This window comes from Sinomonas humi (assembly GCF_000802235.1).
Taxonomy (GTDB): domain Bacteria; phylum Actinomycetota; class Actinomycetes; order Actinomycetales; family Micrococcaceae; genus Sinomonas; species Sinomonas humi.
In genome coordinates, this window is record NZ_JTDL01000118.1 from 1 (window position 1) to 17889 (window position 17889).

The 17889-nt window shown below is 67.4% G+C and carries 20 protein-coding genes and 1 riboswitch; of the genes, 12 read left to right on the forward strand and 8 right to left on the reverse strand.

The annotated features are described in order from the left end of the window. Positions 1-354: amino acid permease (locus LK10_RS11605; protein WP_043123840.1), on the reverse strand; the 354-nt coding region annotated here is incomplete at its 3' end. Between the two features lie 249 nt (positions 355-603). On the opposite strand from LK10_RS11605, the gene dcd reads away from it, so the two are divergent. Next, complete coding sequence (gene dcd / locus LK10_RS11610) at positions 604-1179, forward strand: dCTP deaminase (protein WP_043123842.1); 576 nt, start codon at positions 604-606, stop codon at positions 1177-1179. Between the two features lie 4 nt (positions 1180-1183). Here the strand turns inward: dcd and LK10_RS11615 are convergent, their stop codons facing one another. Next, positions 1184-1993, reverse strand: coding sequence for a FadR/GntR family transcriptional regulator (locus LK10_RS11615; protein ID WP_231567738.1), 810 nt, complete (start codon positions 1991-1993; stop codon positions 1184-1186). 123 nt (positions 1994-2116) lie between these two features. On the opposite strand from LK10_RS11615, the gene LK10_RS11620 reads away from it, so the two are divergent. The 4 genes from LK10_RS11620 (at position 2117) to LK10_RS11635 (ending at position 5463) form a co-directional block, all read left to right on the forward strand. Beyond that, positions 2117-2965 carry a (Fe-S)-binding protein gene (locus LK10_RS11620; RefSeq protein ID WP_043123845.1) on the forward strand — a complete coding sequence of 283 codons (849 nt, stop codon included), beginning with the start codon at positions 2117-2119 and terminating at the stop codon, positions 2963-2965. Then, entirely contained in the window at positions 2962-4521 is a 1560-nt protein-coding gene (locus LK10_RS11625) for a lactate utilization protein B (RefSeq protein WP_052207247.1), read from the forward strand. The genes LK10_RS11620 and LK10_RS11625 overlap by 4 nt, the downstream gene beginning before the upstream one ends. Further along, on the forward strand, positions 4518-5189 hold the full coding sequence (locus tag LK10_RS11630; RefSeq protein ID WP_043123847.1) for a LutC/YkgG family protein: 672 nt from the start codon (positions 4518-4520) through the stop codon (positions 5187-5189). The genes LK10_RS11625 and LK10_RS11630 overlap by 4 nt, the downstream gene beginning before the upstream one ends. Positions 5190-5253: 64 nt before the next feature. Beyond that, on the forward strand, positions 5254-5463 hold the full coding sequence (locus tag LK10_RS11635) for a PLDc N-terminal domain-containing protein (RefSeq protein ID WP_052207248.1): 210 nt from the start codon (positions 5254-5256) through the stop codon (positions 5461-5463). 13 nt (positions 5464-5476) lie between these two features. Here LK10_RS11635 and LK10_RS11640 read toward each other — a convergent pair whose 3' ends face one another. The 3 genes from LK10_RS11640 to LK10_RS11650 form a co-directional block, all read right to left on the reverse strand. After that, positions 5477-6682: a cation:proton antiporter gene (locus LK10_RS11640; RefSeq protein ID WP_043123850.1), complete on the reverse strand. Its 1206-nt coding sequence runs from the start codon at positions 6680-6682 to the stop codon at positions 5477-5479. Between the two features lie 3 nt (positions 6683-6685). Then, entirely contained in the window at positions 6686-7168 is a 483-nt protein-coding gene (locus LK10_RS11645) for a cation:proton antiporter regulatory subunit (RefSeq protein WP_043123851.1), read from the reverse strand. A gap of 126 nt (positions 7169-7294) precedes the next feature. Beyond that, positions 7295-8680: an MFS transporter gene (locus tag LK10_RS11650; protein WP_043123853.1), complete on the reverse strand. Its 1386-nt coding sequence runs from the start codon at positions 8678-8680 to the stop codon at positions 7295-7297. Positions 8681-8795: 115 nt separating this feature from the next. Between LK10_RS11650 and LK10_RS11655 the strand changes: the two genes are divergently transcribed. From LK10_RS11655 to mnhG, 6 genes are read left to right on the forward strand one after another with little or no spacing between them, the layout of a single operon-like run. Further along, the gene (locus LK10_RS11655) at positions 8796-11780 is read left to right on the forward strand and encodes a Na+/H+ antiporter subunit A (RefSeq protein ID WP_043123855.1); all 2985 of its coding nucleotides are present in this window, start codon (positions 8796-8798) and stop codon (positions 11778-11780) included. Further along, a complete protein-coding gene (locus tag LK10_RS11660; protein ID WP_081998475.1) occupies positions 11777-12343 on the forward strand; it encodes a Na(+)/H(+) antiporter subunit C in 567 nt (188 codons plus the stop codon). Before LK10_RS11655 ends, LK10_RS11660 begins: the two co-directional genes overlap by 4 nt. Then, entirely contained in the window at positions 12340-13923 is a 1584-nt protein-coding gene (locus LK10_RS11665) for a Na+/H+ antiporter subunit D (protein WP_052207249.1), read from the forward strand. The genes LK10_RS11660 and LK10_RS11665 overlap by 4 nt, the downstream gene beginning before the upstream one ends. After that, complete coding sequence (locus LK10_RS11670) at positions 13920-14510, forward strand: Na+/H+ antiporter subunit E (RefSeq protein WP_043123856.1); 591 nt, start codon at positions 13920-13922, stop codon at positions 14508-14510. Before LK10_RS11665 ends, LK10_RS11670 begins: the two co-directional genes overlap by 4 nt. Continuing rightward, positions 14507-14779 carry a monovalent cation/H+ antiporter complex subunit F gene (locus tag LK10_RS11675; protein ID WP_231567739.1) on the forward strand — a complete coding sequence of 91 codons (273 nt, stop codon included), beginning with the start codon at positions 14507-14509 and terminating at the stop codon, positions 14777-14779. The genes LK10_RS11670 and LK10_RS11675 overlap by 4 nt, the downstream gene beginning before the upstream one ends. After that, positions 14776-15141, forward strand: coding sequence for a monovalent cation/H(+) antiporter subunit G (gene mnhG / locus LK10_RS11680; RefSeq protein ID WP_043123858.1), 366 nt, complete (start codon positions 14776-14778; stop codon positions 15139-15141). Before LK10_RS11675 ends, mnhG begins: the two co-directional genes overlap by 4 nt. A 43-nt stretch (positions 15142-15184) precedes the next feature. Here the strand turns inward: mnhG and LK10_RS11685 are convergent, their stop codons facing one another. The 3 genes from LK10_RS11685 to LK10_RS11695 all read right to left on the reverse strand — a co-directional run bounded on the left by LK10_RS11685 (position 15185) and on the right by LK10_RS11695 (position 17048). Further along, on the reverse strand, positions 15185-16060 hold the full coding sequence (locus LK10_RS11685) for a nucleotidyl transferase AbiEii/AbiGii toxin family protein (RefSeq protein ID WP_052207250.1): 876 nt from the start codon (positions 16058-16060) through the stop codon (positions 15185-15187). Further along, the gene (locus LK10_RS11690) at positions 16057-16656 is read right to left on the reverse strand and encodes a type IV toxin-antitoxin system AbiEi family antitoxin domain-containing protein (RefSeq protein WP_081998477.1); all 600 of its coding nucleotides are present in this window, start codon (positions 16654-16656) and stop codon (positions 16057-16059) included. Before LK10_RS11690 ends, LK10_RS11685 begins: the two co-directional genes overlap by 4 nt. Positions 16657-16787: 131 nt before the next feature. Continuing rightward, the gene (locus LK10_RS11695) at positions 16788-17048 is read right to left on the reverse strand and encodes a DUF4235 domain-containing protein (RefSeq protein WP_043123863.1); all 261 of its coding nucleotides are present in this window, start codon (positions 17046-17048) and stop codon (positions 16788-16790) included. A gap of 81 nt (positions 17049-17129) precedes the next feature. Then, a riboswitch (TPP riboswitch) is annotated at positions 17130-17257 on the forward strand. Between the two features lie 38 nt (positions 17258-17295). On the opposite strand from LK10_RS11695, the gene LK10_RS11700 reads away from it, so the two are divergent. After that, positions 17296-17889, forward strand: a complete 594-nt coding sequence (locus LK10_RS11700; protein ID WP_043123865.1) for an ECF transporter S component — start codon at positions 17296-17298, stop codon at positions 17887-17889.

Sequence of the window (17889 nt, forward strand, 5' to 3'; positions counted from 1 at the left end):
GAACCAGCCGGAGACGTAGGCTGCCTTCTCGCCGAAGAACTCGCGGGCGTAGGAGACGAAGGACCCGGAGGAGGGCCGGTGCAGGACGAGTTCGCCCAGGGCGCGCAGGATCAGGAAGACGAAGAAGCCGCAGATCGCGTAGGAGAGGACCAGGGAGGGCCCGGCGGCGGCCAGGCGGCCGCCGGCGCCCAGGAACAGGCCGGTGCCGATGGCCCCGCCGATCGCGATCATCTGGATCTGGCGGGCCTTGAGGCCCTTGTGGTAGCCGGCGTCCTCGGCATGGATCACATGATCCGTCGAATGCGCATGGCCGCCATCTTCAACGTGGTCGAACTCGGGCTTGGGGGACGACATAAGACTCATTTCGGAAGGGACAGAGTTTCCGAGGCGACAGTGTGCCACAGGCCACGTGGCTTGTGCCACATGGACCCTGATTCAGACAAGAGGGGTCCGCATGTTGGATAGATGGCCAAAATGTGGACGAAATATTTGGACTCCACTCACTGGCGACGGGCCCGGAAGAGCTGGGCGCCGACGTCGTCCGTTGCCCGCCAAGCGGCTGTGAACGCTCGATGCCGCCCCGCCCTACGGTATTTTGGGGAGGTGCTCCTCTCCGACCGCGACATCCGAGCCGAGATCGACGCCCAGCGGATCGTCCTCACGCCCTACGAATCGGCGATGGTCCAGCCGTCCAGCGTCGACGTCCGGATCGACCGGTTCTTCCGGTTGTTCGACAACCACAAGTACGCGCACATCGACCCGGCGCTCGAGCAGCCCGAGCTGACGCGGCTCGTCGAGGTGGGTGCCGACGAGCCGTTCATCCTCCACCCCGGCGAGTTCGTGCTCGGCTCAACCTTCGAGACGGTGAGCCTGCCTGACGATATCGCCGCGCGCCTCGAAGGAAAGTCGTCCCTGGGGCGGCTCGGACTCCTCACGCATTCCACGGCTGGCTTCATCGACCCAGGGTTCTCAGGCCACGTGACCCTTGAGCTCTCCAACGTCGCGACCCTGCCGATCAAGCTCTGGCCGGGCATGAAGATCGGCCAGCTCTGCTTCTTCCGCCTCACCTCGGCCGCTGAGCATCCGTACGGCTCCGGGGCGTACGGCAACCGCTACCAGGGCCAGCGTGGCCCGACGGCCTCACGCAGCTACCTCAACTTCCACCGCACCCCGGTCTGACCGTTCAGAGAGTTCGGGCGTAGAACCACTCGATGTGCTCCTGCACGAGCCGGGCGGCGCGCTCGCCGTCGCGCGCCTCGACGGCCTCGAGGATCTCCCAGTGCTGCCGGCGCAGTTCGCCGACGATGTCGTGCCATTGGCCTCGCGTGCTGACCGCATCGTCGACGTATCCGCGGATCGACTCGCGCAGCGAATCCATCATCGTGCTGACAACGGAGTTGCCTGCGAGTGCGCTGAGCGCGACGTGAAACTGCGCGTCGAGGGCCGTGAATGCCGGCGAGGGGAGGCCCGGATCGTCCATGGCCTCGAGCAGGCGGCGAGCCTCCTCCGCTTGGCCCGGCTCCCACTCGGCGTCGGCGGCGTGGGCAAGAGACCACGTTTCCATCATGACCCGTGCCTCGACGATGTCCTTCACGGGCAGGCGCTGGCTTGCGACGTGCAGCCTCAGCGCCGAGCCAAGCGCTGAGGACGGGTCCGAGACCACGATGGTGCCGGCGTTGGGACCCGAACCCGTCGCCGAACGAACGATGCCCATCACTTCGAGTGCGCGGATCGCATCCCGTACCGATGCTCGCGAGATGCCGAACTGCTCGGCAAGGGCCCGCTCGCCGGGCAGCCGATCGCCCAGCTTGAGCCCCCCGGACCGCAGGCTGTCCTCGATGTGCCGCAGGACAGCGTCATGGGCGCGTTCGCTCGCACGTTCAACAGGCATGTCTACATCTTGCCGTAGGCCGAGCAGCGCTCCGAGCCCTCGCCTTCTGGCCCACTTCTGCTGGCCGTACTGGCCGATCAGCGGCGTGTCGGGGTGCGACACGGTTTTGATGGTCTCAGAAGTGGGCTGGAGCGCGAGGGCCAGAAGATTGCGGCGGCCCGGAATGCCTGACACTATGGTCAGACCACATGGTCCGGTCCTCCTGCCCGGGCCGGAGAGGACACCATGAAGATTGCGCTCTTCGCGACGTGCATCGTCGACGCGATGTACCCGCGCGTCGCGCAGGCCACGGTCCAGATCCTGGAGCGGCTCGGGCACGAGGTCGTGTTTCCGGCGGGGCAGGCGTGCTGTGGGCAGATGCACCTGAATTCGGGTTACTTCCGAGAGGCCCTTCCCGTGGTCGAGAACCATGTGCGAGCGTTCGAATCCGGGTTCAACTCTGGCGAGTACGACGTGGCCGTCGCACCTTCCGGATCGTGCGTCGCGTCGGTGAAGCATCAGCACGCGATGGTGGCCCGGTGGGCGGTTGAGAGGGGAGACAAGCGCGCCGACGCAACCCTCGAGGCCCGCGCAGACGCCGTGGGCGAGCGGACCTACGAGCTCAGCCAGCTCCTCACCGACGTCCTCGGCGTCACGGATGCCGCTGCTCAGCTCGGCTCCTACCTCCCCGGCGCAATCACGTATCACCCCTCTTGCCACGGGATGAGGCTCCTGCGTCTCGGCGACCGACCGCTCAGCCTGCTGCGCACGGTAGAGGCGCTCAACGTCGTTGCCCTCCCCGAAGCCGACCAGTGCTGCGGCTTCGGCGGCACCTTCTCCATCAAGAACGCGGACGTCTCATCGGCGATGCTCGCGGACAAGGTCGAGAACATCTGCGGGACCGGCGCCGGGGCGTGCGCGGGTGGGGATGTCTCGTGCCTCATGCACATCGGCGGGGGCCTTTCCCGCGAGGGGCGCACGACGGAGTCCGGAGCTCCAGTGCGGACCGTCCACCTCGCGGAGGTGCTTGCCTCGACCCGCGAGAATCCCCTGAGCTTCGACGGGGCCCTCGCGCTGGCGGGAGGTGCGCGATGACGGCAGTGAGTCTCGGAATGCCCGCCCTTCCCCCTCGCGGCTTCGGCAACATCTCCGCCACCGAACCCTTTCCCAAAGCGGCGCACCGCGAACTCGGCAATGGGCAGCTCCGCGCGAATCTGGGCCACGCAACGCACACCATTCGCGACAAGCGCCTCCGCGTCGTCTCCGAGCTCCCCGACTGGGAGGCGTTGCGGGACGCGGGGTCCGCGATCAAGACCGAGGCCATGTCGCGGCTGCCCGAGCTCCTGACCCAGTTCGAGGAGCAGTTCACTGCCCGTGGGGGCACGGTGCACTGGGCGCGCGACGCCGCCGAGGCAAACCGGATCGTCGAGGGCCTGATCCGCGAAACGGGCTCGAGCGAGGTCGTCAAGGTCAAGTCGATGGCGACCCAGGAGATCGGCCTCAACGAGTACCTCGAGGAGCGCGGCATCTCGGCGATCGAGACAGACTTGGCCGAGCTCATCGTCCAGCTCGGGCACGACAAGCCAAGCCACATCCTCGTCCCCGCGATCCACAAGAACCGGACCGAGATCCGCGACATCTTCCTCAAGGAGATGCCCGGCGTCGACCGCTCACTCACGGATGAGCCGCGCCGCCTCGCCATGGCAGCCCGGGCGCATCTGCGCAGGAAGTTCCTCTCGGCCAAGGTCGCGATCTCGGGCGCGAACTTCGGCATCGCCGAGACGGGGACCTTGGGCGTCGTCGAGTCCGAGGGCAACGGGCGCATGTGCTTGACGCTGCCGGAGACGCTCATAACGGTCATGGGGATCGAGAAGGTGCTCCCGCGGGCTCAAGACCTCGAGGTGTTCATGCAGCTCCTCCCGCGCTCTTCCACGGGGGAGCGAATGAATCCGTACACGTCGCTCTGGACGGGGGCGACACCTGGCGACGGGCCGCAGAACGTTCACGTGGTTCTGCTCGACAACGGCCGCACCCGTGCGCTTGCAGACCGTCACGGCCGCGGCGCTCTTCATTGCATTCGCTGCTCTGCCTGCATGAACGTGTGCCCCGTCTACGAGCGGACGGGTGGCCACGCCTACGGCTCGACGTATCCGGGCCCGATCGGCGCAATTCTTTCGCCCCTGCTCACTGGCGTCGAGGCTGAGGAGAACTCGTCGCTCCCGTACGCGTCGTCGCTGTGCGGGGCCTGCTTCGATGCGTGCCCCGTCAAGATCAACATCCCCGAGATCCTCGTGTACCTCCGCGGGGAGGATGTCGAGGCGAAGCATGGGCGCGGCCCGGCGTCGTCGGGCGCTGACGGAAAGTCAAACGGACGACGGCGGGCCCTGCCCACCCAGATGGACGTCGCCCTCGGCGCGGCTTCTTGGGCGCTTTCGTCGGGCGACCGGCTCGGTCTGCTCGAAAAGGGCCTCCCCGTGGCGCGGGCGCTCGCGGGACGTGACGGGAAGATCTCTCGGCTGCCCGGCCTCGCCGCTGGCTGGACCCAGAGCCGCGACGTGCCGGCCCCGCCGAGCGAGTCGTTCCGGAGCTGGTGGAAGAAGCGTGCCGCACCGGGCGAAGGCGACGGCGCAGCGAGGGGTGGTGCAGAATGAGCGCTCGCGAGGAAATTCTGGCCCGCGTCCGGGAGGCGCTCGGCGCCCCGGAGCCTGTCACCGACTCGCTTGCCCCTACGGGTACCCGGGGTGCGGGATCACCGGACCTCGGCGACGGACGGCGGAGCTATCGCACAGCCTCGGGTCTCGACGAGGACGCCCTCGTCGAGCTCCTCATCGATCGGCTCGTTGACTACAAGGCACGCGTCGAGGTCGTGGGACCGGATGCACTCGCCGAAGCGATCCGAGCCCGGTTGGAGGGCAAGCGTTTCGTTGTCCCCGAGGGCCTTCCCTCCGAGTGGCTCGATCCGAGCCTGGCAGCTGCGGCGGTGAGAGACTCGCGCAAGGCTCCGATCGCCGTCGACCGTCTCGACGAGCTGGACGCCGTGGTGACTTCGTCGGCGGTGAGCATCGCCGAAACCGGCACGATCGTCCTGGACGGTTCGCCGGACCAAGGTCGGCGAGCGATCTCGCTCGTGCCGGATCATCACGTGTGCGTGGTCCCCGTGGAGACGATCGTGGGGATCGTGCCTGAGGGCTTCGCGAGGCTGGACCCGACTCGGCCGCTGACGCTTATCTCGGGCCCGTCGGCGACGAGCGATATCGAGCTCGAACGTGTCGAAGGCGTCCACGGTCCCCGAACGCTCGACGTCATCATCGTGCGGTAGGTGACGGGAGCAGGCGGGACCAAGACCCCTATGAACGTCTGCCCAGAGAGGGCACAATTGCGCCATGAGCGGCGCTGCGGTCGTGGCGATGATGCCGGTGCTTGTGCTGACCGGCGGCCTCGCGTTCTGGGCGATTTCCATCCTCGACTTCGCGCGAAGCGACGCTCGAGGTGTGCGGACCCTCCCGCGCGACGCGTGGGTCGTGATCCTCGTGCTGGGCAGTGTGGTGGGAGCCGCGGCCTGGTGGACCTTCGGGCGTCCCCGTCAGGAGTAGCCTCCGAATCGACTCAGGGGATCGGGGCGGTCGCTTCCTTGCGCGCGCTGCGACTGCGGCGAAGGCTCTGGATCGATCGCATGGCGGGGTCAACGAACCGTGCCCCGAGCGGGCCGATGACGGCCATGAGCAGCACGTAGGTGGTTGCGAGCGCTGCGAGATCGCTCGAGACCGCGCCCGACGTCACCGCGAGGCCTGCGATGACGATCGAGAACTCGCCCCGCGGGATCAGCTGAACGCCCGCTCGTGCCCGGCCCGGAATGCCGATCCCGGCCCGCGCTGCCGCCCACCACCCCGTGCCGATCTTGGTGAGCGACGTGACGACGGCGAGGAGAAGCGCCCAGCCGAGCACCGGCGGAATCGAGCGGGGATCGGTGTTGAGCCCGAACGCGACGAAGAAGATTGCGGCGAACAGGTCGCGGAGTGGCTCGAGCAGGCGGGAGGCGAGGTGCGCCGTCGTGCCTGAAATGGCGATGCCGAGCATGAAGGCGCCCACTGCCGCGGAGACCTGCATCGCGGAAGCCAACCCCGCCACGAGCAGCGCGAGCCCCATGACATTGAGGAGGAAGACCTCGGAATTCTCGCTGTGGACCGCGCGCGAGACCTGATTCCCGAAACGCAGCGCGACCACGAGCACAACCGTGATGACGGCGAGCGAGATGGCGACCGTCTGGAGCCCGCCGAACCAGCTCACGCCGGCGAGCGTGGCCGTGAGGATGGGCAGGTAGATGGCCATGGCGAGGTCCTCGAAGACGAGGATCGAGAGGATGGTCGGGGTTTCCCGGTTGCCGAGCCGGCCGAGGTCGGTGATGACCTTGGCGACGATGCCGGAGGACGAAACGTAGGTCACGCCGCCGAGGACGATTGCGCCGATGGGTCCCCAACCGAGGAGCAGCGCGATCCCGACACCGGGCGCCAGGTTGAGGATTGCGTCCACCACGCCGGCCTGCCAGGAGCGTCGCAGCCCAGTGAAGAGCTCCTTCGCCGTGTATTCGAGTCCAAGCAGCAGCAACAGCAGGATGACGCCGATCTCGCCGGCTAAGTGCGAGAACTCTCGCACCCCGCTGAGGTCGACGAGACCCCCGGCACCGAAGATGAGGCCCCCGAGCAGGTAGAGCGGTATCGGGGACATGCTGATCCGCCCGGCGAGGCGCGCGAGTAGCCCGAGGGCGAACACGACTGCCCCGAGCTCGATGAGTGCGAGCGCGAGCGGGTCCATGGGTCAGCCGTTGCGCAGGATCGTTGCGGTTTGCTCTAGCCCTTCCTCGGTCCCCACGGCGACGACGAGGTCACCCCGGCGAAGGACGACGTCGGGTCCCGGCGAGGGCACGACCTCGCCTTCACGCATGATCGCCACGATCGAAACGCCTGTGCGAGTGCGGATGCTCGCTCGGCCCATCGGCTGGTCGCGGTACGGGGAGTCAGGGAGGATCGTGAACTGGCGCGTGACGATCCCGGGAACTTCCTTGTGCTCCTCGGTGAGCTGCATGACGATCCGCTGGCTCCCCAGAAGGTTCCCGAGGGCGGTCGCTTCATCCCCTGTGAGGGGGATCGACGCCTGGCAGGAATCGGGATCGTCCCACGTCGAGATGATGAGCTCGGTTTCGCCGTCGCGGTGAGTGACGACGCCGATACGCCGCCCCGACTGCGTCATGAAGTCCTTGCGCACGCCGAATCCGGGAAGTTCGGTCTCTTCCACGTTCATGCCACAACTCTAATCCGGGCCACCGACAATCCAGCGGGCCGCGGGACGTGACGGTTGGATGGGGCAGGACCGTCGGGACGTGACGGTTGGATGGGGCAGGACCGTCGGGACGTGACGGTTGGACGGCTAGAGTTCGGGGACGACGGCGGTCGCGACCTTTGCCGGCGGCCGCACGGGGAGCAGCACGAGCAGGCCCGCGAGGAGCACGACCATGATGCCGAGGATGCCCCAGCGCTGGGCCTGCCCGCTGGCGACGAGGGGCGTTGCGACCGCGATGGACAGGCTGAAGAGGGTGGGGGAGAGGAAGCTCACGGCCCGGCCGGTCGTCGCATAGAGGCCGAACAGCTCGCCGGACTCCCCGTCGGGCGCGAGCCGGGCCAGATAGGCGCGGGCTGAGGCCTGGGCAGGGCCGACGAAGAGGCACAGGAACAGGCCGAACACCCAGAAGGTCGCCGCTCCTGGCCACGTGAACCCGCCGAGATGGTAGGTCTCATTTCCGAGCGCCAGCACTGCGAAGCCCGCGATCAAGAGCCCAATGAGGGACCCGATGATGACACGTTTGGGACCGATGCGGTCATCCAGAACCCCGCCGAGAATCGCCCCCACGGCCGCCACAACGTTCCCGAAGACCGCGAAGAAGATGACCTGGCTCAGCGAGAAGCCGAACGTGCCGGCCGCGATCACCCCGCCGAACGTGAACACCGCAGCGAGCCCGTCGCGGAACACAGCGCTCGCGATGAGGAAGTACAGCGTGTGCGGGCTCGTCTGCCAGATCGCGCGGATCCTCCGGAACAGCAGTGCATACGAGGCGACAACGCCCAGCTTGGCTGCGCGCCGCCGTCGTACTTCCGGCACGGAGAACATGACCGGAAGGGAGAACACCACGATCCACAGCATCGAGAACACGGCGACGAGCCGGATGTTGAGGCTCTCCGCCGTCGAGGATCCGAACCAGTGGAAGACGGGCTGGACGAACAGGACGAGGACAAGCAGGAGTGCGACGATGCCGCCGAAGTACCCGGCCGACCAGCCGAGACCGGAGATTCGGCCGATGGTCTTCGGTGTCGCGATCTGCTGAAGCATCGCGTTGTAGTTGACGCCTGCGAGCTCGGAGAACACGTGGCCGGCAGCGATGAGGCCGGCTCCGTACCAGAGGAATTCTGGCCGCGGATACGCGAAGAAGCACAGCCCGGTCAGGAGCGCCACGACGCCCGTGTGGATCCCGAGCCACAGCTTGCGGCGGCCGCCCGCGTCTGAACGCTGGCCGGAAACGGGGGCGAGCAGCGCGATGAGGAGGCCGCCGATGCCGAGCGCGAGGCCGAGCACTGAGGAAGCGTGATCGGAACCACCGAAGGCGGAGGACGTGAGATATACAGTGAACACGAATGTGGTCATGACGGCGTTGAAGGCCGCGGACCCCCAGTCCCACGAGGCCCAAGCGAGGACTTGGCCCTTACGGACGGGGGCGATCTGGAGCTCGAGCTCCGAGGGCTGCGGCGCGGCAGTCGACATAGCTCGCATGCTAGCGCTTGATAGGGTGAAGTTCCCGGAGCACCGAACCCAACTGATGATCGCCCGACTCCAACTTCCTTTGACTCGATACCGACTGACGTAGCGGAGGCGCCCTGTGGTACCAGTCATCGCCCTGCACTATGCAGTGGCGGCTGGTGCGCCCTGGATCTTCCGGCGTTGGGGCCGCGCGTCGTTCCTGATCCTCGCGGCGGTGCCCGCGCTCTCCCTCGTCTGGCTCGTCTTCCAACACGGCAGTGCCTACGGCACTGGACATGGTGGCGGCCTCGTCGAGACGTATCCGTTCGTCCCCGCGCTGCACTTCGACGTCGCGTTCCGCATCGATCCCCTTGCGTGGGTCATGGAGTTGCTCGTCCTGGGCGTGGGCGCGCTCGTCCTCGCCTACTGCTCGCGGTACTTCAAGGATGACGACGACGGCCTCGGCGGGTTCGGTGGGCAGCTCCTCGCGTTCGCAGGAACCATGTTCGGCCTCGTCGCCGCGGACGATCTCGTCTCCCTCTACGTCTTCTGGGAGGTCACGAGCGTCCTCTCGTTCCTCCTCATAGGCTTCGCGCGCACCCGGCTCGCGGCGCGGCGCTCGGCGGTTCAGGCACTCATCGTGACGACGGCGGGCGGCCTCGCCATGCTCGTCGGGATCGTCATGATCGGGACGGCGGCAGGCACCTACCGCATCTCGGAGATCCTCGCCAATGCAGGCCGATTGACGACGGCGCCCGGCACCTCAGGGGTTATCGCTGCGGGCGCGCTCTTGCTCCTCGTGGGCGCGCTGAGCAAGTCGGCGCTCGTACCGTTCCACTTCTGGCTGCCTGCGGCAATGGCCGCACCGGCGCCAGTCTCGGCCTACTTGCACGCCGCTGCGATGGTGAAGGCCGGGGTCTACCTCGTGGCGAGGCTCGCGCCAGGCTTCGCGGACACGCCCTTCTGGCGGCCCGTCGTCCTCGGCTTGGGGGCGGCCACCCTCCTCGTCGGCGGGTACCGGGCCCTTCGGCAGACCGACATCAAGCTGCTCCTCGCGTTCGGCACGGTGAGCCAGCTCGGATTCATGATCGCCGTCGTCGGCCTCGGCACCCCCGAGGCGGCGCTCGCGGGGCTCGCGCTCGTCGTCGCCCACGCCCTCTTCAAGGCCGCGCTCTTCCTGATCGTCGGGATCGTCGACCACCAGACGGGAACGCGCGACATCCGGCGGCTCTCGGGTCTGTTCCGCCGCGCGCCACGGCTCACAGTCCTCGCGGTGCTCGCCGCGGCGTCGATGGCCGGTCTCCCGCTCTTCGGGGGATTCGTCGCGAAGGAGAGCATCTTCGCGGCGTTCACCGAGGCGTTCGGCGCGCACGGACCGCTCTCCGCGCTCGCGGGAGTGGCCGTGCTCGCAGCGCTCGTGGTCGGTTCCGCACTTACGGTCGCGTACAGCGCGCGCTTCGTGTGGGGCACGTTCGCACCCAAACGCGGCCTCTCGGACACGCATTTCAAGCCAGTCACACCCCTGTTCGTCGCCGCGCCGCTGATTCTCGCGGTGCTCGGGCTCGTGTATGGAGTGTGGCCGGCCCCCGTCGACGCTTGGGTGAGCCCGTATTCGCACGCCGCTAGCCATCTCTCGGCATGGCACGGCTTCGAGCTGCCGCTCGCGTTCTCCGTGGCCGCTTGGGCCGGCGGGGCGCTGCTGTTCTGGGCCCGCGATCCCGTGTACCGCCTCCAGGTCGCGCTCTCGGGGCTGCCCGACGCCGAGCGCGCCTACCGCGGCCTCGTCGGTGCCGTCGACGACGCCGCGATCTGGGTGACGGGCCGCACCCAGCGCGGATCGCTCTTCTTCTACCTCGCGGTGATCCTCTCGATCGCGACGCTCCTGCCGCTCGTCGTCATGCTCTTCACGCGCCCGGCCATCCCCGGAGGCGCCTACTTCGTGGACCCGAAATCGCCGCTGCAGGCGATCATCGGCGTTGGGATCGTGATCGGGGCGCTCGCAGCGGTCCGGGCCAACAAACGGTTCCTCGCGGTCCTCATGGTCTCCGTCACGGGGTACGGGATAGCTCTCATCTTCGCGCTGCAGGGCGCGCCCGACCTCGCGATGACCCAGCTCTTGGTCGAGACGATCGTGCTCGTCGCGTTCGTGCTCGGCATGCGTCGGCTGCCCGCACAGCTGCGCGGGCGAACCGGCGGAGGCTACCGCGTTACCCGGGTGATCATCGCCGTGCTGTTCGGCGCGGTGATCGTGTTCGCCGGCATGTTCGCGATGGGGGCGAGGACCGATGCGCCCATCTCGCTGCGGTTCCCCGAACTCGCCTACAACGAGGGCGGCGGGAACAACATCGTCAATGTCACCCTCGTAGACATCCGCGCGTGGGACACGTTTGGGGAGATCTCCGTCCTCGTCCTCGCCGCCACCGGGATCGCGAGCCTCATCTTCATCAGCCACCGCGGGCGCCGTCCAGGCCCCACGCACGAGGTCGAGACGGGGAGCATCGGACGCGTCCGCGGCGTCGACCCCACTTCGCGCGGCGGAGCAGAGCTCGCGGTCGCCCGGACGTTCGCTTCTCTCGAGCGCGATGCTTGGCTCGTGGCCGGCCGGACCCTCGCGCCTGAGCGGCGCTCGATCATCTTCGAGGTCATTACCCGGCTCGTGTTCCACGGGATGGTGCTCTTCTCGATCTATCTCCTCCTCGCAGGCCACAACAGTGCGGGCGGCGGGTTCGCGGGCGGACTCGTCGCGGGGATCGCCCTGACGATCCGCTACCTCGCCGGTGGCCGCTTCGAGCTGCACGAGGCCGCGCCGTTCAACCCGGGCATCCTCCTCGGCGCAGGGCTTGCGACGGCGGCGCTTTCCGCCGCGGTTCCGCTTCTCGTCGGCGGCCAGATCCTCCAGAGCGCGATCATCAGCATGTGGCTGCCCGTCTTCGGCGACGTGAAGTTCGTGACGTCGACGATCTTCGACGTCGGTGTGTACCTCATCGTCGTCGCCCTCGTGATCGACGTCCTGCGAAGCCTCGGCTCGCGGATCGACGAGCAGCTCGAGGATCAGGCGCACGCCGATGCAGCTCGCGAGCTGCGGAATCGGAGTGAGCGCGAGCAGGAGAGGGAGCGCGCATGAACCCCAATCTGACACTGCTCATCATCTCCGGGGTGCTCTTCGCGTGCGGGATCTACCTCGTGCTCGAGCGGAGCCTCACGCGCGTCCTCCTCGGCCTCATGATGCTGACGAACGGCGCGAACCTCCTGCTCCTGACGACCGGCGGCTATGCCGGCCTGGCGCCGTTCTTCGCCAAGGGCACCGATCCGCGGGCATACACCGATCCGCTCCCAGAGGCGTTCGTGCTGACCTCGATTGTCATCTCGTTCGCCGTGACAGGCTTCATGCTCGCCCTTGTCTACCGGACCTGGCAGCTCGGCCGAGGAGACGAGGTCGCGGACGATCTCGAGGACCGGCGAGTCGCGGCCCAGACCGGCTCGCAGCCGGAGGAGGACGCGATCCTTCCCGAGGACGTCAGTGAGTTCATGGACCGCGAGGAGGCGGCAGCCGCCGATCGGGCGGCTGTGCACAGCGCACGCCAGAAGGTCATGGCGCGGGACGCGGCCGGCGCCCCGCTCGACGGCGATGCGGCGTACGGCCAGACTTCTGACCGCGTCTCCCGCGATGGAGAGGACCCCGAGTGAATCTCGCCAGCCTCGCGCCACTCGCCGTCGTCCTCCCGCTCTTCGGCGCGGCGGTGACGTTCGTGCTCCTGCGGCAGGAGCGCGCGCAGCGGATCGTGAGCATCGGCGTCGTCGCACTCACCCTTGCACTCGAGGTGACGCTTCTGGCATCGGTCTGGGGCGGCGGGACGGTCGCTGTGCCGATCGGCGAGTGGGTCCCGCCGTGGGGCATCACGCTCGTCGTGGACCAGTTCTCCTCGCTCATGCTCGTGATTTCGAGTTCGGTGAGCCTCGCGGTCCTCATCTACGCGGTGTCGCAGGGCGTGGCCGATGGAGACCACCGCGACGGCCCGATCTCCGTCTTCCACCCGAGCTTCCTCATCCTGATAGCGGGGGTCTCGGACGCGTTCCTGGCCGGCGACCTCTTCAATCTGTACGTCGGCTTCGAGATGCTCCTCACCGCGAGCTACGTCCTCCTCACGCTCGGGGGCACGACGGCGAGGATCCGCGCCGGGGTGACCTACGTCGTCGTGAGCGTCGTCTCGTCACTCTTGTTCCTCATCGCCATCGCGATGGTCTACGCCGCGACCGGCACCGTGAACATGGCGGACCTCGCGGTGAAGCTCGGGCACCTGAGGCCGGGCATGCAACTGCTCCTGCACGTCATGCTGCTCCTCGGGTTCGGGATCAAGGCCGCGGTGTTCCCGCTCTCGTTCTGGCTCCCCGACTCGTATCCCACCGCTCCCGCCCCGGTCACGGCAGTGTTCGCCGGATTGCTCACCAAGGTCGGCGTGTATGCCATGGTGCGCACCGAGACGCTCCTGTTCCCCGGCGACCAGCTCAATGCGCCCCTCATGGTGGTCGCGCTCCTCACGATGGTTGTCGGCATCCTGGGCGCGCTGGCCCAGACGGACATCAAGCGCCTGCTGTCCTTCACACTTGTGAGCCACATCGGGTACATGGTGTTCGGGCTCGCGATGAGTTCGGTGATCGGGCTCGCCTCCACCGTGTTCTACGTCATGCACCACATCACGGTGCAGACTTCCCTGTTCCTCGTCGCAGGGCTGATCGAGCGGCGTGCCGGGTCCGCCTCGATCGACCGGCTGGGCGGCCTCGCGAAGCTGTCCCCGCTGCTTGGCCTCCTCTATTTCCTCCCCGCGATGAACCTCGCCGGGATCCCCCCGCTTTCCGGCTTTCTCGGGAAACTTGGTCTCATCCAGGCGGGTGTGTCGCTAGGCACCCCGCTTGCGCTCGCCGTCGTCGTCGCCGGCGTGGCGGTGAGCCTTCTGACGCTCCTTGCGCTCGCGCGCGTGTGGGCGCGCGCCTTCTGGCGAACTCCGGACGACGCCGAGAATCCCGACCGCGCGCTCCTCGCCAACCCGCACCCGGGTTCGATGCCGCGTGCCATGGTCGGCGCGACGGCGGGCCTAGTGGCCCTCGGCCTCGCGCTGACGGTGTTCGCCGGCCCGCTCTTCAGCGTGAGCCAGCAAGCGGCGAACGACATGCTCGACCGCACCCCGTACATCACGGCAGTGCTGGGACAGGACGCCGCCCACGAGGCCGCTCAACAGGCTGCGCAGGCAGGGGTGGCGCGCCCATGAGCCCCGTTCGTCGCATCTCGCTCCGCACCGAGCTGCCCCTGCTCGCGTGGCTCGTGATTGTCTGGGGCGCCCTCTGGCAGGACTTCAGCGTCGGGAACCTCGTGTTCGGGCTGGTGCTCGCGCTGCTCGTGACGCGGTTCCTGTACCTGCCGCCGGTTGAGCTCAACGGCCGGTTCAACGTGCTCCATGCCTTGCGCTTCGCGTTCGTGTTCCTCTGGCACGTCATCGACGCCAGTGTGAGGCTCCTGTGGCTCGCCCTCGTGACGGGACCGAGAGCGAGCAGCGCAATCGTCGCCGTGCCGCTGCGGACCCACAGCGACCTCATGGTCACCGCGACTGGACACGCGACCTCACTCATCCCCGGTTCGCTCATCGTCGACGTGGACCGTGCCAATGCAACCCTCTACGTCCACGGCATCGACGTTCCTGACGTGGCGGCCGCCGAAAAGCTGCGGCGTTCCGTGCTCGCCGCCGAGGCGCAACTCATCCGGATCATGGGGTCTCGCGAGGACCTGAAGGTGCTGCGCGATGAGGAGGCGCTGCTGGGGCCGGATTCCTCCGCGGCAGGAAGGGAGGCGGGCCGGTGACGTTCCTCGACGGAAGCGTGCTCGTTTGCAGCGTGCTGCTCGCGCTCGCGGCGCTTGGCGCCGTCGTCCGGATGATCAAGGGGCCTGCGCTCCTCGACCGCGTGCTCGCAGCGGACGTGCTGCTCGTGGTCCTCGCGTCAGGGCTGATCGTCAACATGGCGGTCAGCCGTAACACCGACAATCTCGCCCTCGTCGTGGCGATCACGCTGATCGGTTTCGTCGGCTCGGTGACCGTGGCACGGTTTGTGCAGGACCGGAGGCGGCCGTGAATGTGAGTTCGGTCGTGGACATCGTAGCCGGGGTGCTGATGGTGCTCGGTGCCCTCATGTCGCTCGGCGCGGCGATCGGCCTCCTCCGCTTTCCCGACCTGCTCACCCGGATGCACGCCGCGACGAAGCCCCAGGTGCTCGGGTCACTGCTCCTGCTGACGGCGCTCGGACTCGAGCTGCGGTCATGGGCGCTCGTGCCGCTGCTCGTCGTCGCGTGGATCTTCCAGCTGCTGACCGTCCCGGTCTCGGCCCACATGGTCGGAAGGGCTGGGTACCGGACCAAGCACGTCGACAAGGCTCGGCTCACCGTCGACGAGCTCGACGACGTCGTCGCCCGCGTGGAGCGGGCCGACGAGGGGTAGCGTGGCGGGTCGCTGAAAGCTCCAGGCGCCGTCTACGGAGGAATCAGGACCACGCCTGAGAGCCAGGGTCCCAAATGGAACCTGCCTTGAGGGTTCCGTCGAAGACCGGCCCGACGAACGCGAGGACCCTCTCGACCTGCTCGCCGAGGTCTCCGAGGCACAGGTGCTCAACCTTTTGCCTCCTCCGCCACGCTGCCCACTTCACCTGACCGACCTCCTGATAACCCGAGAGCCGTGGAGCCAGCGGGACAACTTGGACCGACCGGTGCGCTGCAACTCGCCCAACTGCTTCCTGCAGCTCCCCGGCCTCGAACTTGGAACGATCCGCCACTACGCCGATGTCCAAAAGGTCTCTCCAGCGAATGCTCGTCGTCCCGCGCTGGAGCATCGTGACTGTCTTCTCAGCGATCACAGTCACGAGGGGGTGACCCTGGATCTCGACGAAGCCGCCGAGCAGGGCTGGCAACTCAACCTGCTCGGGCTTCGGCCAGATGGGGTCGCCGGTACTGACGTCCAGCTTGATCTGGATCTTCGCCGTGTGGACGCGTGCACTAAGGCTGACACGCAGGCCTTCGTACTCGTCTTCTTCACGTATCGGCTCGACAGCCATCGAGCCGGGGTCCAACTCGAGCCCATCCTGGGCATCGATGTCGCACACCGCTCCCACAACCGTAGTGATGTGCTCGACGTCCAGTTCGAAGTCGAGGGCCTGCATGTCGATGTCGCGCGTCGGGCGCCGGAGCGCATGCGCGGACAGCAGGATTCCGCCCTTGAGGCAGAAGTCGCGGGCGTAGGGGCTGCGGCCCAAGCGGGCGAGGAATCGCTTCAGGCCGTAGAGGACGATCAGTTCGTCCAGTGGCCTCTTGCGGTCCCGGGCCAGATTCCTCAGCTGAAGGTAGATAGATCTGCCGTCGGTCACGAGAGGACCTCGAGGGCCTGTCGCAAAGGTCCCTTTGCGCGAGGCAAGGCGGATGCGATCTCCATCAGCTGGGAAGGTTGCGCGCCTCGGCGCCGCAGCCAGTTGCGCAGGGCTTCGACGCCCGTCTCGTAGCCGACGGTGCCACGCAGGCGGAACGCGTCAACGATGGATCGCTCTGCGGAATAGAGGCCGATCTCGGCGCCATGGCTGCCCTCGATCTTCACCATCGAGCGGCCGAGCGCGAAGGTTCCCCTGTCGAAGACGTGCCATCTCACGGGGGCGGTGAGTTCGGGAGGGGTCTTCCCCCGCGGGAGGGCAAGGTCGACCGCTGACGGGATTTCGTCGATGAGCTGATGTCTGGCCAGGGCGCTGGCGAGGCAGATGGTGGCCTGCGGGGCCTTGTGGGCGGCTTCGAGCAGGTCTGGGTCGCCTTCCAAGGCGCCTTCGGCTGCGAACAGTCCCGACCCGATCATCTCGACAGTGCCGGACGCGACCATCCGGTACAGACTCGACTTCGAGACCCCAGAGGCCACGGCGTCTCGGAGGGTGAACACCCCTGCTGGGAGACGATCAACAAGTCCCGTTCTTGGAGCCATGGGAAGATTTTATGACATCTGGGTGTAGCTGTCATGGAATCTTCCCAGAACTTCACGACCGGTCGCTCATTGCCGCTGCTCGGCGGAGGAAACAAACCTCCGCGAAGAAGACGAGAATAGGGGTCTGGACCCTAGACCTTTTCAGGCGAGTTGTTGAAGCGCGCAATTGCCTTCTGGGTATAGCGCTGAGTGAAGACCTGCACCACGGCGCCGACGCCGGAAGCGACGAGGGCGAACACGAGCGTGTCGCGGAGGCTGGCCTCGAGATTCGTCGGGTCCTTCGGCGGCTTGTGCCCGGTGCCCTTCTCCCAAACCTTGTCAAGCACCTTCGTCGCCACGAAGCCGGATCCGATGCCGATTACCGTCCCGAGCATTTTGATGACCACCGTCACGTCCGTCTCTCCTTCGCATCCGGTACAGTCCTGCAGCCAGCCAGAGCTTTCCCGCTCAGCCTAGCGGTAGACTGGCTCCACTTCATACGACAGGGGAGCGCCGTGCCGCCGGGCATACCGGAGGCAGAGGGCGCTGAGAGTGCGGACCACCGCAGACCCTCGAACCTGCTCCGGCTAATACCGGCGAAGGGAGTCGAGTTCTCAGGCAGTCACACTGCCGCCCCTCCTGATCCCAGGGGGAGAAACTATGAGCACCACCATCAAGAAGCCCACGGCGTCCTGGCGCGTCGTCGATATCGTCGTCGCCGCCGTCGTCTCCGTTGCGTGCGGCGTCATCTTCTGGCTGTGGGACCAGGCCTACGCCGGAGTCGAAGTCGCCACCGCCGCGTTCGCGCCGCTCAGCGGCCTCTACTCGGGCGGCTGGCTCCTCGCCGGCGTCCTCGGCGGCCTCATCATCCGCAAACCGGGAGCGGCGTTGTTCTGCGAGATCCTCGCGGCAGTCGTCGAGGCGCTCCTCGGTTCGCAATTCGGCGTCACAGTGCTCCTTTCGGGCCTTGTCCAGGGCCTCGGGGCCGAGGTCGCGTTTGCGATCTTCGCGTACCGTCGCTGGAACCTCGGCGTCGCGCTCCTGGCCGGCGGATTGTCCGGCCTGGCCCTCGGCGTGAGCGAGGTCATCCAGTTCTTCCCGACGTGGGAGTTCGGCTGGCAGCTCGCGTACACGGTGTTCGCCGTGATCTCGGGCATCGTGATCGCCGGCCTCCTGAGCTGGCTCGCGGTCAAGGCACTTGCGAAGACCGGGGCCCTCTCCGCCTTCGCATCGGGGCGCGCCGCGGACGTCTGA